Origin of the sequence: Rhizobium sp. CRRU65 (assembly GCF_048551595.1) — a bacterium.
Lineage (GTDB): Bacteria > Pseudomonadota > Alphaproteobacteria > Rhizobiales > Rhizobiaceae > Rhizobium > Rhizobium leguminosarum_J.
In genome coordinates this window covers 273,724-287,954 of record NZ_JBLYZH010000007.1, presented here as the reverse complement: position 1 = coordinate 287,954, position 14,231 = coordinate 273,724, and the positions used below count along the sequence as shown (strand labels likewise).

Below are 14,231 nucleotides of genomic sequence, written 5' to 3'. Positions count from 1 at the left end.
AGAAGATCATGCCCGCAAGCCCTCCCGTTCTCGTCGATATCAAGTTCAATCACGAAGGCGTCGCCCGCGTGCTGAAGACGGCCTTTGCCGACCGCGGCAGCATCAATCTCGCCGATCCGGCCAATCAGGCACGCGATCTCCGCGCGGTCGAATACGCGCTTCTGTGGAAACCGGATGCCGACCTTTTCGCGCGGGCGCCGAACCTGAAAGTGATCTTCTCAGGCGGCGCCGGCGTCGACCACATCATCGGCATGGCCGGCCTGCCCGAGATCCCAATCGTCCGCTTTGTCGACCGCAGCCTGACGACCCGCATGAGTGAATGGGTGGTCATGCAATGCCTGATGCATCTGCGCGGGCAATACGCCCATGACAGCCACCAGCGGCAACGTGAATGGGCCAAGCTGATCGCGCCGGAGGCGGCTGAGGTGACGGTCGGCGTCATGGGTCTCGGCATTCTCGGGCAGGATGCGGTCGCCAAGCTGAGAGTGATTGGTTTTAACGTCATCGGCTGGTCGCGCAGCCGCAAACAGATCGACGGCGTCGAAACCTTCGACGCCAGCGAATTGGACAGCTTTCTCGCAAGCACCGACATCCTCGTCGGCCTGCTGCCGTTGACGCCTGAAACATCAGGCTTCTATGACGCCGGGCTGTTTACGAAGCTGCGCCGCAACGGTGCGCTCGGGCAACCGGTCTTCATCAATGCCGGCCGCGGTAAGAGCCAGGTCGAGGCCGATATCGTTTCCGCCATCCGTAACGGTATCCTCGGCGGCGCTTCGCTCGATGTCTTCGAGGCGGAGCCGCTTGCATCAGACAACCCATTGTGGGACTTGCAGAACGTCTTCCTCACGCCGCACGACGCGGCCGTCTCCGAAGAAAACGCGCTGTTCCGTCATGTCGAGACGCAGATCGCCCGTTTCGAGCGTGGCGAGCCGCTGCAATTCATGGTCGACCGCGCCGCCGGCTATTGAGCTTTCGGAACCTTCCAGACAGTCACCCGTTTCCTTTGCGGAAATTCTTGCGGCCGGCGAGGCCGGTTAAGACAGCGGAAGGAGACGATGATGGCGCATCAGACGGAAACACGCTGGGAAAAGTCCGACGGCAAGCTTCACAAGGAAGAGCTGATCCCGCCCGTGAAGGCAAGGCAGGGACGCACGGGCTATCGCATCCTGACGGTGCTAATCGTCGCGCTGGTGCTTGCTTTCGTGGTGTGGATACCGGTCGAGATTTGGGGTAAGCGCGAGGCGAACGAGGTGGCGCCGCAGCAGCCAGGCCAGCAGCTTCAGTCGCAGCAGCCCGCTCCGGCCCCCGCGCCGGCGCTACAGAACGGCACTGCCGTTCCAACCGGAACGCCGAACACCACGCCGGCCGCTCCGAATGTGGCGCCCGCAGCTCCGGCCCAATAATCGTCGCCAAAACTATATTCACGCCCCGCCGCCATACTGCGGCGGGGCGTTTATTGTTTTGTCTGGACTTTGTCCGTCGATTTTTCGATAAGAAGGCGCACGAGCCGGTTTCGTGCGCCGGCCCGGAACTTGGTAATACCCGGGAATTTGGCAGCACCTGACCGGAGTGGACAGGGGCAGGAATTTCATGGCCAGGACCGATATCGCAAGACGCGTCTACAATCACGCCTGGAAACTCGATCCGATCATCCGCAGCTTGATCGATACCGATTTCTACAAGCTCCTGATGCTGCAGATGATCTGGAAGCTTTATCCTGATGTGAACGCATCCTTCACCCTGATTAACCGCACCAAACGGGTGCGTCTCGCCGATGAGCTCGATGAAGGCGAATTGCGCGAGCAGCTCGATCATGCCCGCACGCTGAGGCTCTCCAAGAAGGAGATGATCTGGCTTGCGGGTAACAGCTTCTACGGCCGCGCCCAGATCTTCGAGCCGGAATTCCTTGCCTGGCTTTCCAATTTCCAGCTGCCCGAATACGAGCTGTCGAAGAAGGACGGGCAATATGTGCTGGATTTCCACGGATCGTGGAAGGAAACCACCATGTGGGAAATCCCGGCGCTCGCCATCGTCAACGAGCTGCGGTCGCGCTCGGCGATGAAGGCGCTCGGTCCCTTCACCCTCGATGTGCTCTATGCCAGGGCCAAGGCGAAGATGTGGTCGAAGGTCGAACGGCTGAAAGAATTGCCGGGCCTGCGCATCTCCGATTTCGGCACCCGTCGCCGTCACAGTTTCCTCTGGCAACGCTGGTGCGTCGAGGCGTTGAAGGAAGGCATCGGCCCGGCCTTTGCCGGTACAAGCAATGTATTGCTGGCGATGGATTCCGATCTCGAGGCCGTCGGCACCAATGCCCACGAGCTGCCGATGGTGGCCGCCGCCCTTGCCGAAACCGATGAGCAGTTGCGCAACGCGCCCTACAAGATCCTGCGTGACTGGAACAAGCTCTATGGCGGCAACCTTCTGATCGTCCTGCCGGATGCCTTCGGCACCGCCGCCTTCCTGCGCGATGCGCCGGAATGGGTCGCGGACTGGACCGGTTTCCGCCCGGACAGCGCCCCGCCGATCGAAGGCGGCGAGAAGATTATCGACTGGTGGAAGAAGATGGGCCGCGATCCGCGCCAGAAGCTGCTGATCTTCTCCGACGGCCTCGATGTCGACGCCATCATCGATACCTACCGGCATTTCGAAGGCCGCGTGCGCATGAGCTTCGGCTGGGGCACGAACCTGACGAACGATTTTTCCGGCTGCGCGCCGATCGAGATCTCCGGCCTCAACCCAATCTCCGTCGTCTGCAAGGTCAGCGACGCCAACGGCCGTCCGGCGGTGAAGCTCTCCGACAACCCGCAGAAGGCGACCGGCGACCCGGCCGAGGTCGAACGCTACCTGAAATTCTTCGGCGCCGAGGACAGGATTGATCAGACGGTTCTGGTGTAGGTCTGGGCCAATGTGCCGCTATCCCGGGGCATATTGATGTGCCCCGCCATCGCATCCTCGATCGACCAACCGAAGCGCCAGGCGTCGAACATCGAGTACCATTCCTGAAAATCAGTGATCGGCAGGATATCCGGCTTCGACATCGGATTGTCGGCCAGGCTGCGGCCACGCGCACGATCCCGTGCGCCACGCTCCTGCATCTCAAGCAGATTCTCGAACATCATTACCCCCGTCTTTATCCCGATTTATGCAATCATGCTAATAAAGCATTGTCGAGTCCGGATGCGGCAATTCGGGTTGTTCACAGGATTAGCCCCAATTCGCTAGTTGAGGGGATGATGAGGTCGCAGCCGTTCCGGGGCATTTCATCAGACAAGCAGAGCATGGCGGCGTCCGAGAGCCGTCCATGCCTTTCACCATCACGGTCCACTAGCACCCGTGACGGGGAGGCTCGACTTCCTGGCTGGGGTCCGCCGCCGAGCCTCCCGGCTGGCCGACCTTGAACAGGCCGGCAGCGCCGACAAGTTGCCGCTTTCCGGCAGAGGCGATCCAACCCAGATGATATCGAGGGCTAACAGCCGGTTAATATCCACCGGCCATGTCCCGATTTCGCACAAGCTATCCTTCGGGTTTTTCAGGCTGCCAATCTGCGAAACCGGGTTCTGATCCGGTCGAGATAATAATGGCCGGGAGACGGCGCCACCGTCATCGCGTGCACTTCCGAGGAGGGAACACCTGCAAATAGACGTTCCTCGCCATTCTTGAAACAAATCCTGAGCCGTCCGTCGTCCTGGCTGAAATAGACGGATTTGATGATCTTCGACGTTACCGAAAGTTCTTCCACCTGTTTTTACCTCTGCTTTTTGATTTTGGCAGACGGTAAACCCAAACGTGCAAAGACGCGGTGAAGCCGCATGGTAAAAATTCAGGAATCTTTCGACGTTTAAAACCTCGTAGCGTCATCAGAGCGACGGGTTCGAGAGCCTCGAACATACGCTTGCGAGCGGGGCATTTCGTTGCTCCGTCTCGCACACGTCCGCCGCAGCAAAGGCCCATTTCCGCTATTTGGTCGGGAACTCGAAATAAGATCAAGCCCGATCAGATTTCGCCAATCCGGCAGAGAAGGCCGTCAGCAAGGCCTTTCCTGGGACCCAGTCTTCAAGGCCGCTTTGCCCGTTGATATGGCCGAAAGGTCCGATCGCGACAAGACCGCTGCCCCACAGATCCGCTCGCGCATGCGCATGGTCGAGCGTGCCGAAGGGATCATCGGCGCTTGCGACAATCAGAGTGGGGAAGCGTATTTTTTGCGATGGCGGATCTGCGAATCCGGCCGCCTCCTCGGGAAATGACGCGGACTGCGGATCTGGAACCGCCACAAGAAATGCTCCGGCAACGGCAAACGAAGAAACCTGCTGCCAATGAGCGACCAGCAGACAAGCAAGGCTGTGGGCGACCAGCAGGGGAGGGGTTGCCGATGTGCCGACGGCGCGCTCCAGGGCTGAAATCCAGTCCGCCAGATCGGGTTTTTCCCAATCGGCTGGTTGAAAACGTCGCATGTCCGGGTTCGACCTTTCCCAGCGTGTTTGCCAATGAGCCTCGCCCGAACCGCCGATCCCCGGCAATATGATGATGTCCTTCATGTCTTTTCCTCTGATCATCCGTGCAGGTGAAAATGATGCATTTTCATTTGCTTCGGAATAAATGATCATCGGGAAACCGCGTCCCTCTCCGATGATTTCAAGGTGATCCCATGGCTTTTCAGGAAAACAATCGGGTACTGCTCGATCCAACCGATATTTCAATTATCGAAGCGATGCAGGAAAATGGACGCATTGCGATTTCCGAACTCGGTCGACGGGTCGGACTCTCTCAGCCGGCAGCATCAGAACGCGTCAAGCGGCTGGAAGACCGCGGCATCATTGTCGGTTACTCCGCCCGTATCGACCCCACCGCTTTGGGAATCGGAATGATGGCGGTGCTTCGCTTGCGCACGACGCATGAGCATATCAAACCCTGTCTGAAACAGTTCGCGGAGATGCCGCAGGTCATGGAAGTGTTGCGCCTCACCGGAGAGGACTGTTTTCTTTTGAAGGTGCTGGTTCCGTCGCCGGGAGAGCTGGAAACGATCGTTGACACGATCGCGCGTTTTGGAGCCGTGACGACATCTCTGGTGTTGCGCGGCGAGAATCCGAAGCCGATTGGACGCGCCCTGCTGCAGCGAGTTTGAGACTATGCGGACGACCGGCTTGTTCTATCGAAGCGTGCCGCCAAAAATGCTTCCGCGTCCCGCTCTCGATACGGTTTGAATCAATATTGAAAAACGAGGGATATGGCGGACAGGGTGGGATTCGAACCCACGGTACGCTTTCACGTACACACGCGTTCCAGGCGTGCGCCTTAAACCACTCGGCCACCTGTCCTTTTTTTGGCGTTCGCGCCCGGATAGGAGCAAATCGTCGGAACGGCGCGATATATACCGATGAATTTTTGTCGATCAACCGAAATCTAACAGTTTTTTGACTTCTTGCGATAAAACTCGCCTCGGCCACTCCATTGTGCTTCACGTCATCGACGACTATGTAATTCTCTAAGGTGGAGAATGGCGCGGCCGGCCGGAATTGTCCGGCATATCGAGCGTCGGAGGAATTGATGCGTTTCCTGTTGCGTCTGGCGAGTCTTGTCGCGCTTGCGGCGGCCGTTATTGCCGGGACCATCGATTCGATCCAATCGGTTGCGGCGTCCTCCGTGGTGATGACGCCGATCTCCGATGCCTGGCAGGATGTCAGCCCGACAACGCTGACGTCACTGCAATCCTCCCTTTCCTATTATATCCACCCGCGGTTCTACACCGTCATCTTCCAGTGGCTGATGCTCCAGCCGGCCTTTGCCGTTTTCCTGGTGATCGCGCTGCTTCTGTGGATGATCGGCTACAAGAAGCCGCCGGTGGCCGGTCGCTTCACCGCATAAAAAACGCAGTTAATCCGGTTGGCTGTCACCCCTCTGCTGCGTCGGCATTTGCCGCCGGATTGGCTAGAAAATCCGCATTCTGATGGAGAGAATGTCCAAAAATCAGCCCCGAAGAGCTGATTTTCGGCAATCGCTGCAAATCTTTACCAGCTGAAAAATTTCTGGTGAATTTTTCCGTGAGCCATGCAAGGATGCACGCAGCCAGGCCTCCGGGGGGAGGTCGGTGGTTCCGCAGACATGCCCGAAAAGGGCTTGCGGGAGGACCCCTAACGAATAGCAACAACAGGGCTGCACAATGAAAAAATCCCTTCTCACTCTCTTTGCCGTGGCTGCCATGTCGACGACGGCGCTTGCTGCCGACGTCAAGCCGGCGCTGGTTTACGGCACCGGCGGGAAGTTCGATAAGTCCTTCAACGAGGCGGCCTATAACGGCGCCGAGAAGTTCAAGGCCGAGACCGGCATTGCCTATCGCGACTTCGAGCCGACGGGCGACACCCAGGGCGAACAGGCCATCCGCAACTTCGCCAGCCGCGGTTTCAATCCGGTGGTTGCCGTTTCCTTTGCCTGGACCTCGGCCATCGAGAAGGTTGCAGCCGAATTCCCCGATACCAAGTTCATCATCGTTGACTCCGTCGTCGACAAGCCGAACGTCCGCTCGGTTGTCTACAAGGAAGAAGAAGGCTCCTACCTCGTCGGCGTTCTCGCCGGCATGGCGTCGAAGTCGGGCAAGGTCGGCTTCGTCGGCGGCATGGATATTCCGCTGATCCGCAAGTTCGAATGTGGCTACGAGCAGGGCGCACGTTCCGTCAAGGCCGATATCGAGGTCTTCCAGAACATGACCGGCACCACGGGCGCTGCCTGGAATGACCCGGTCCGCGGCGGCGAGCTCACCAAGAACCAGATCGACCAGGGCGCCGACGTCGTTTATGCGGCAGCCGGTGCCACCGGTCTCGGCGTTCTGCAGACGGCTGCCGACAACAAGAAGCTGTCGATCGGCGTCGACTCCAACCAGAACTATCTGCATCCGGGCTCGGTCCTGACCTCGATGGTCAAGCGCGTCGACCTCGCCGTCTACAATGCCTACAACGACACCAAGAACGACAAGTTCACCGGTGGCGTCCAGGCGCTCGGCGTCAAGGAAGACGGTGTCGGCGCTGCGATCGACGAGCATAACAAATCGCTGATCACGCCGGAAATGCAGGCTGCTGTCGACAAGGCCAAGGCCGACATCATCGCGGGAACCGTCAAGGTTCACGATTACACCTCGGACAGCGCTTGCCCGAAGTGATCCGCGCCCGAATGTGATCGACGATTGAGATCGGGCGTATGGCGGAGGGGATTTTCGCCATACGCCCTTTTCTTATTTGGAGTCTGCAGTGACAGATAAGCCCGCTATCGAGCTTGTCGGCATCGACAAGAAATTCGGTGCCGTCCATGCCAACAAGGACATCAACCTTACCGTTGCCAAGGGGACGATCCACGGCATCATCGGCGAAAACGGCGCCGGCAAATCGACCCTGATGTCGATCATTTATGGTTTCTACCATGCCGACAGCGGCGAGATCCGGGTCAACGGCAATCCCGTCACCATCCGCGACAGCCAGGCGGCCATCGCCACCGGCATCGGCATGGTGCACCAGCACTTCATGCTGGTCGACAATTTCACGGTGCTCGAGAACATCATGCTTGGCGCGGAAGGCGGCATGCTACTGGCCAGGGGCGTCGCCTCGGCGCGCGCCGAGCTCAAGCGGCTGGAAACGGAATATGGCCTGGAGGTCGATCCCGATGCGCTGATCGAGGAGCTGCCGGTCGGCCTGCAGCAGCGTGTCGAGATCCTAAAAGCCATGTATCGCGGCGCCGAGATCCTGATCCTCGACGAGCCCACCGGCGTGCTGACGCCGGCGGAGGCCGATCACCTCTTCCGCATCCTCAAGGTACTGCGCGACCAGGGCAAGACGATCATCCTCATCACCCACAAGCTGCGCGAGATCATGGCGATCACCGATACGGTCTCGGTCATGCGCCGCGGCGAGATGGTCGCGACCCGCAAGACGTCGGAAACGACGGTGGAGGAGCTCGCCGAGCTGATGGTCGGTCGCCGTGTGCTACTGCGCGTGCAGAAGGGCGAGGCGAACCCGCAAGCCGCCGTCCTGTCCGTCCGAAACCTTACAGTCAAGGACAATCGCGGCGTCACCATGGTCGACAACGTCTCCTTCGACGTGCGCGCCGGTGAAATCGTCGGCATCGCCGGTGTCGCCGGCAATGGCCAGTCCGAATTGCTGGAGGCGATTGCCGGCATCCGCAAGCCAACCTCCGGCGAAATCCTTCTCGACGGTCAGACGATCGACAAGGCCGACCCTGCCCGCCTGCGTGATCTAGGGCTCGCTCATATTCCAGAGGATCGTCACCATATGGGCCTGGTGCTGAAATTCGAGGAATATGAAAATTCCGTGCTCGGTTATCATCGCCGCCCGGCCTACAGCAAAGGCCCGCTGCTCGATCTCGAAGCGATCCGCAAGGATGCGATGGAGAAGATCGAGAAATATGACATCCGCCCGCCGAACCCGCGGCTGAAGACGGCGAATTTCTCCGGCGGCAACCAGCAGAAGATCGTTGTCGCCCGCGAGATCGAACGCGATCCGAAGATGCTGATCATCGGCCAGCCGACACGCGGCGTCGATATCGGCGCCATCGAATTCATCCACCGCCGGATCATCGAAATGCGTGACGCGGGCAAGGCGATCCTGCTCGTCTCCGTCGAACTCGATGAAATCCGCTCCCTTTCAGACCGTATCCTTGTCATGTTTGCCGGCCATATCGTCGGCGAGAAGACGCCCGATGCCGGTGAACAGACCCTCGGCCTGATGATGGCCGGCATTGCCGCGTGAGGCCTTTATGAGCACCGCTTCCGTTCCGCTACCAAACTGGATCAACTACGGCCTTATCCCGCTTTTGAACCTCACTGTCGCCTTCCTGATCTCCGGCTTCGTCGTCTGGCTGATCGGCGAGAGCCCGCTCGATGCGCTGTCGCTGCTGATCCAGGGTGCGCTCGGCAATGGCGAATTCATCGGCTTCACGCTGTTCTACGCGACGAGCTTCATCTTCACCGGCCTTTCCGTCGCAGTGGCAATCCATGCAGGTCTCTTCAACATCGGCTCCGAAGGCCAGGCCTACATGGGCGGCCTCGGCTGTGCTTTGGTGGCGCTTTCGCTCGATAATTACGTGCCATGGTATGTGACGATGCCGGTTGCGGTGGTCGGCGCTGCACTCTTCGGCGCGGTTGCCGCCTTCATACCGGCATGGCTTCAGGCAAAGCGCGGCAGCCATATCGTCATCACGACGATCATGTTCAACTACATCATCGCCTCGCTGATGAACTACCTGCTGGTGCACGTATTGATCGTGCCCGGCAAAATGGCGCCGGAAACACGCACATTCCTCGAGGGTGGGCAGTTGCCGAAGCTAACATGGCTGATGGAAATATTCGGGACAAAGCTGGGTGCTGCCCCGTTGAATGTCTCTTTCATCATTGCGCTGGTTATGTGCTACGTCGTCTGGCTCTTAATCTGGCGCACGAAACTTGGCTTCGAGATGCGCACGCTGGGCGTCAGCCCGACAGCTGCTTCATATGCCGGTATTCCCTACGCACGAATCGTGATGATCGCGATGATGCTCTCCGGCGCGCTGGCCGGCATGATGGCGCTGAATCCGGTTATGGGCGCCTCCGCGCGCCTGCAGGTGGGATTCGTCGGCGGCGCCGGCTTCGTCGGCATCGCCGTCTCGCTGATGGGCCGCAATCATCCGCTTGGCATCATCCTGGCGGCAATCCTCTTCGGTATCCTCTACCAGGGCGGCGACTGGATCTCCTTCGAAATGCCGAATATCACCCGCGAGATGATCCTCGTCATCCAGGGTCTGGTTATCCTCTTTGCCGGCGCGCTGGAATATATGTTCCGGCCGGCAATGGTGCGCCTCTATCAGCAATTCAAGCGCGGTTAAGGAGCGGGCGATGGACTATTACGACATCTTTATCAGCGTTCTAGCCTCCACCATCCGCCTGTCGATACCGCTGATCTTCACCGCCCTTGCCGGTCTGTTTTCGGAACGTGCCGGCATTTTCGATATCGGCCTCGAGGGCAAGATGCTGGGCTCGGCCTTTGCCGCCGCCTGCGTTGCCTATCTCACCGATTCGGCCTGGCTCGGCCTCGGTGCCGGCATCCTCTGCTCGGTGGCGCTGAGCCTGGTGCATGGCTTTGCCTCGATCACCAACCGCGGCAATCAGATTGTCTCCGGTGTCGCCATCAACTTCTTCATCGCCGGTATCACCATCGTGCTCGGTCAGGCCTGGTTCGGCCAGGGCGGACGCACGCCGCAGCTGGCGCCGGAGTCGCGCTTTGCGCCGATCATCCTGCCGGGCGCCGATGCTGCCCGCGACATACCGATCATCGGCCCGCTCTATGCCAACGTCATATCGGGCAACAATGTCCTCACCTACCTCGCCTTTCTCGCCGTGCCGTTTTCCTGGTGGGTGCTTTACCGCACACGTTTCGGCCTGCGGCTGCGCGCCGTCGGCGAAAATCCGGGCGCGGTCGATACGGCCGGCATCTCGGTCGCCTGGCTGCGTTACCGCGCCGTCATGTGCGCCGGCATCCTCTGCGGCTTTGCCGGCACCTATCTGGCCATCGCCCAGTCCGCAGCCTTCATCAAGGACATGTCGGCCGGCAAGGGCTATATCGCGCTCGCAGCTCTCGTCTTCGCCAAGTGGAAGCCGGTACCCGTCATGTTTGCCTGCCTACTCTTCGGCTTCCTCGATGCGCTGGCAAATTTCATGCAGGGCAAGCAGGTGCCGCTGATCGGCGAAGTGCCGGTTCAGGTTTTCCAGGCGCTGCCCTATGTCTTGACCTGCGTCCTGCTTGCCGGCTTCATCGGCGTCGCGACCCCGCCGAAAGCCGGTGGCGTGCCCTATACGAAGGAGCGTTGATATGTCTCACGATCTGTTCGAAGCCGCCCGCGGCGCCATGGCCTTTGCCCATGCGCCCTATTCGAAATTCCCGGTCGGCGCGGCGATCCGCGCCGAAGACGGCAAGGTCTATACCGGCGCCAACATCGAAAATCTCTCCTTCCCGCAAGGATGGTGCGCCGAGCCGACGGCGATCGGCGCGATGATCATGGGCGGCGCGAAGAAGATCGTCGAAATGGCGGTCATTGCCGAGAAACTGCCGCTCTGCCCGCCCTGTGGCGGCTGCCGTCAGAAGATCTCCGAATTCGCCTCCAAGGAGACGAAGATCTACCTTTGCGATGAAGCGGGCGTCAAGAAGACCATGACGATGGAAGAGCTTCTTCCCTTCAGCTTCGAGACTGAACTCGGATGAAGGCGACGGTCAACCTGCTCGCGGCACTGCTCGGCGGGATCAAGCCGCGCCACGGCATCGTCCTCGGCTCCGGTCTCGGATCCCTCGTCGGTGAGCTGGACGGCGCCGTTCGTGTTCCCTATCGCGACCTGCCGGGCTTTCCCGTCAGCGCCGTCTCCGGACATGCTGGCGAAGTCGTCGCCGGCCGCCTCGGCGGCGTGCCTGTCGTCATGCTCTCCGGCCGCGTGCATTATTACGAGAAGGGCGATGCCAACGCCATGCGCCTGCCGATTGAGGTGCTGAAGGCGCTCGGCGTCGAAGCGCTGATCCTGACCAATTCGGCCGGATCGCTGCGCGACGACATGCCGCCTGGTTCGGTGATGCAGATCACCGACCACATCAACTATTCCGGCATGAACCCGCTGATCGGCGAGGAAAGCGATCACCGTTTCGTGGGCATGACCAACGCCTATGATGCCGGGCTTGCCGCAGCGATGCAGAGGGCAGCGGCAAAGCTTAAAATCGAGCTGGCGCAAGGCGTCTATATGTGGTTCTCCGGCCCAAGCTTTGAAACGCCGGCCGAAATCCGCATGGCGCGCATCCTCGGCGCCGATGCCGTCGGCATGTCGACGGTGCCCGAGGTCATTATCGCAAGAATGCTGGGCCTGAGGGTTGCAGCCGCCTCCGTTATCACCAACTATGGGGCAGGCATGACCGGCAATGAGCTCAGCCATGAAGAAACCAAGGACATGGCGCCCATCGGCGGCGCCCGTCTCGCCGCCATCCTGAAAGACATGATTGCGGCTGGAACAGGATGATTTTAGGCCGGGTCGGCCTAAAATCTAAATCCTGTTCTACATTAAGGAGTTAGAGCATGATGTCGTCCGAAAACCGCTCACACTTTTCGGCATCATGCTCTAGAGGAAGCGAAGATGAATAGCCATTCCAACCGGGAGACGGCGGCTGTCGCCCTTTCTCTTCTCGATCTCACCAATTTGAGGGATGATTGCACCGAGGCGCAGATCGACGCGCTCTGCGCCCGTGCGCAGACGCCCTACGGCACTAGCGCCGCGATCTGCATCTGGCCGCGGTTCGTCGCTCAGGCCCGCAATATCCTTGGCACTGGGCACGCCGTGCGTATCGCGACCGTCGTCAACCTCCCTTCCGGCGATATGGAAGTCGCCGATGTCGCCGCTGAAGCCCGCGAGGCGATTGCCGATGGCGCCGATGAGATCGATCTAGTCATCCCCTACCGCAAGCTGCTGGCCGGCAATGAGAAGGCGGTGACCGATATGGTCAAGGCCGTGCGCGCCGAATGCGCTGGCCCCGTTCTTCTGAAGGTCATCATCGAGACTGGCGAGCTGAAGGATGCGGCATTGATCCGCCGTGCCTCCGAACTCGCCATCGAAGCTGGCGCCGATTTCATCAAGACCTCCACCGGCAAAGTCGCCGTCAACGCGACGCTCGAAGCCGCCGACATCATGATCCGCGCTATCCGCGAAAGCGGCCGCAAGGTCGGCTTCAAGCCGGCCGGCGGCATCGGCTCGCTGAGCGATGCCGCACTCTATCTGAGCCTTGCCGAAACCATCATGACACCGGACTGGGCGATGCCGTCGACGTTCCGCTTCGGCGCTTCCGACCTGCTCGACGATATCCTGGCGGTTCTAAGTGGAACGCAGTCGGCACCGGCTGCAGCGTCGAGCTACTGAAATGATTCCGCAGGAGATCATTCGGCGTAAGCGCGATGGCGACGAACTCGCCGCCGCCGATATCAGCTCCTTCATCGCGGCACTCGCTGCCGGTCGATTGTCGGAAGGCCAGATCGGCGCATTCGCCATGGCCGTTTGGTTCAAGGGCATGTCGCGGGCCGAAATCGTGGCCTTGACGCTGGCGATGGCCGATTCCGGTGACAGGCTGCAATGGGCCGATATCGACCGCCCGATCGCCGACAAGCATTCGACCGGCGGCGTCGGCGACAATGTTTCGCTGATGCTGGCGCCGATCGCCGCTGCCTGCGGCCTCGCCGTTCCGATGATCTCCGGGCGCGGCCTCGGCCATACCGGCGGCACGCTGGATAAGCTCGAATCCATTCCCGGCTATCTGATCACCCCGGATGCTGACCTGTTCCACAAGGTCGTGAAGGAGGCGGGATGCGCCATCATCGGCCAGACCGGGACCTTGGCGCCCGCCGACGGCAGGCTCTATGCCGTGCGCGACGTAACCGCCACGGTCGATTCCATTCCCCTCATCACCGCCTCGATCCTCTCGAAGAAACTTGCGGCGGGGCTCGAGACGCTGGTGCTCGACGTCAAGGTCGGCAATGGCGCCTTCATGGCCGATCGCGGCCAGGCGGAGATCCTCGCGCAGTCGCTGGTCGAGGTGGCCAATGGTGCAGGCGTGAAGACCTCGGCCCTGATCACCGACATGAACCAGCCGCTCGCCGACAGTGCCGGCAACGCGGTCGAGATGCGCAACTGCCTGGACTTCCTGGCAGGCAGGAAAAGAGACACGCGGCTTGATATCGTCGTTTTTGCCTTCGCCGCCGAGATGCTGGTGAAATCCGGTATCGCCGCTTCGCCTGATGAAGCTGAAGGAATGGCGCGGCGGGCCTTGTCGTCGGGAAAGGCGGCGGAAGTCTTCGCGCGTATGGTATCGATGCTCGGCGGCCCGGCCGATCTCATCGAAAATCCCGACCGATATCTAGTCAGGGCGCCTGTGGAAAAGCCTGTCCCGGCCGCCCGGTCCGGCTGGCTTGCCGGCTGCGATGCGCGCGGTGTCGGCATCAGTGTCATCGACCTTGGCGGCGGAAGACGCCATCCGGCGGCCCGGATCGACCATCGCGTCGGCTTTTCCGAACTCCTGCCGCTTGGCACCCGCGTAAACGCGGGCGAACCGATCGCGCTGGTTCATGCTGCTGACGAAGCCGCGGCGGAGCGGGCGGCTGCGGCACTTGCCATGCATTACCGCATCACCGAGGACAAGCCGGAGCTGACACCGGTGATTGCGGGCCTGATCTGA

Annotated in this window: 16 protein-coding genes and 1 tRNA gene; 13 read left to right on the top strand and 4 right to left on the bottom strand. The window is 60.5% G+C overall.

All coding sequences use genetic code 11. From position 1 onward, the window contains the following. Nucleotides 1-8: 8 nt before the first annotated feature. The 3 genes from ACM5SV_RS17365 to pncB all read left to right on the top strand — a co-directional run bounded on the left by ACM5SV_RS17365 (nucleotide 9) and on the right by pncB (nucleotide 2,895). Nucleotides 9-968: a 2-hydroxyacid dehydrogenase gene (locus tag ACM5SV_RS17365; protein ID WP_221967648.1), complete on the top strand. Its 960-nt coding sequence runs from the start codon at nucleotides 9-11 to the stop codon at nucleotides 966-968. 87 nt (nucleotides 969-1,055) lie between these two features. Next, nucleotides 1,056-1,403 (top strand): hypothetical protein, encoded by a 348-nt coding sequence (locus ACM5SV_RS17360; protein WP_221967650.1) that lies wholly within the window; start codon nucleotides 1,056-1,058, stop codon nucleotides 1,401-1,403. A gap of 187 nt (nucleotides 1,404-1,590) precedes the next feature. Beyond that, on the top strand, nucleotides 1,591-2,895 hold the full coding sequence (gene pncB / locus ACM5SV_RS17355; RefSeq protein WP_012759708.1) for a nicotinate phosphoribosyltransferase: 1,305 nt from the start codon (nucleotides 1,591-1,593) through the stop codon (nucleotides 2,893-2,895). Here the strand turns inward: pncB and ACM5SV_RS17350 are convergent. From ACM5SV_RS17350 to ACM5SV_RS17340, 3 genes are all read right to left on the bottom strand, one after another. Continuing rightward, entirely contained in the window at nucleotides 2,877-3,116 is a 240-nt protein-coding gene (locus ACM5SV_RS17350) for a CrpP-related protein (protein ID WP_012759709.1), read from the bottom strand. The two genes, pncB and ACM5SV_RS17350, sit on opposite strands and share 19 nt — an antisense overlap. A 413-nt stretch (nucleotides 3,117-3,529) precedes the next feature. Continuing rightward, a complete protein-coding gene (locus ACM5SV_RS17345) occupies nucleotides 3,530-3,739 on the bottom strand; it encodes a KTSC domain-containing protein (RefSeq protein WP_128438449.1) in 210 nt (69 codons plus the stop codon). A gap of 244 nt (nucleotides 3,740-3,983) precedes the next feature. Beyond that, on the bottom strand, nucleotides 3,984-4,604 hold the full coding sequence (locus tag ACM5SV_RS17340) for an RBBP9/YdeN family alpha/beta hydrolase (RefSeq protein ID WP_221990429.1): 621 nt from the start codon (nucleotides 4,602-4,604) through the stop codon (nucleotides 3,984-3,986). A gap of 41 nt (nucleotides 4,605-4,645) precedes the next feature. Between ACM5SV_RS17340 and ACM5SV_RS17335 the strand changes: the two genes are divergently transcribed. Further along, nucleotides 4,646-5,122 carry an Lrp/AsnC family transcriptional regulator gene (locus tag ACM5SV_RS17335; protein WP_012759712.1) on the top strand — a complete coding sequence of 159 codons (477 nt, stop codon included), beginning with the start codon at nucleotides 4,646-4,648 and terminating at the stop codon, nucleotides 5,120-5,122. A 103-nt stretch (nucleotides 5,123-5,225) separates the two neighbouring features. Here the strand turns inward: ACM5SV_RS17335 and ACM5SV_RS17330 are convergent. Next, a tRNA-Ser gene (locus tag ACM5SV_RS17330) sits at nucleotides 5,226-5,315 on the bottom strand. A gap of 229 nt (nucleotides 5,316-5,544) precedes the next feature. On the opposite strand from ACM5SV_RS17330, the gene ACM5SV_RS17325 reads away from it, so the two are divergent. The 9 genes from ACM5SV_RS17325 (at nucleotide 5,545) to deoA (ending at nucleotide 14,231) form a co-directional block, all read left to right on the top strand. Then, nucleotides 5,545-5,862 carry a hypothetical protein gene (locus ACM5SV_RS17325; RefSeq protein WP_003555860.1) on the top strand — a complete coding sequence of 106 codons (318 nt, stop codon included), beginning with the start codon at nucleotides 5,545-5,547 and terminating at the stop codon, nucleotides 5,860-5,862. A 295-nt stretch (nucleotides 5,863-6,157) separates the two neighbouring features. Then, the gene (locus ACM5SV_RS17320; protein ID WP_012759713.1) at nucleotides 6,158-7,150 is read left to right on the top strand and encodes a BMP family lipoprotein; all 993 of its coding nucleotides are present in this window, start codon (nucleotides 6,158-6,160) and stop codon (nucleotides 7,148-7,150) included. Nucleotides 7,151-7,238: 88 nt separating this feature from the next. Continuing rightward, nucleotides 7,239-8,750 (top strand): ABC transporter ATP-binding protein, encoded by a 1,512-nt coding sequence (locus ACM5SV_RS17315; RefSeq protein ID WP_012759714.1) that lies wholly within the window; start codon nucleotides 7,239-7,241, stop codon nucleotides 8,748-8,750. 7 nt (nucleotides 8,751-8,757) lie between these two features. Continuing rightward, on the top strand, nucleotides 8,758-9,861 hold the full coding sequence (locus ACM5SV_RS17310) for an ABC transporter permease (protein WP_012759715.1): 1,104 nt from the start codon (nucleotides 8,758-8,760) through the stop codon (nucleotides 9,859-9,861). 10 nt (nucleotides 9,862-9,871) lie between these two features. Continuing rightward, nucleotides 9,872-10,843 (top strand): ABC transporter permease, encoded by a 972-nt coding sequence (locus ACM5SV_RS17305; protein ID WP_012759716.1) that lies wholly within the window; start codon nucleotides 9,872-9,874, stop codon nucleotides 10,841-10,843. 1 nt (nucleotide 10,844) lies between these two features. Continuing rightward, a complete protein-coding gene (locus tag ACM5SV_RS17300; RefSeq protein ID WP_003544464.1) occupies nucleotides 10,845-11,234 on the top strand; it encodes a cytidine deaminase in 390 nt (129 codons plus the stop codon). Further along, a complete protein-coding gene (locus tag ACM5SV_RS17295; RefSeq protein ID WP_012759717.1) occupies nucleotides 11,231-12,031 on the top strand; it encodes a purine-nucleoside phosphorylase in 801 nt (266 codons plus the stop codon). Before ACM5SV_RS17300 ends, ACM5SV_RS17295 begins: the two co-directional genes overlap by 4 nt. A 114-nt stretch (nucleotides 12,032-12,145) precedes the next feature. Beyond that, entirely contained in the window at nucleotides 12,146-12,922 is a 777-nt protein-coding gene (gene deoC, locus ACM5SV_RS17290) for a deoxyribose-phosphate aldolase (RefSeq protein WP_012759718.1), read from the top strand. Nucleotide 12,923: 1 nt separating this feature from the next. After that, a complete protein-coding gene (gene deoA, locus ACM5SV_RS17285) occupies nucleotides 12,924-14,231 on the top strand; it encodes a thymidine phosphorylase (RefSeq protein WP_012759719.1) in 1,308 nt (435 codons plus the stop codon).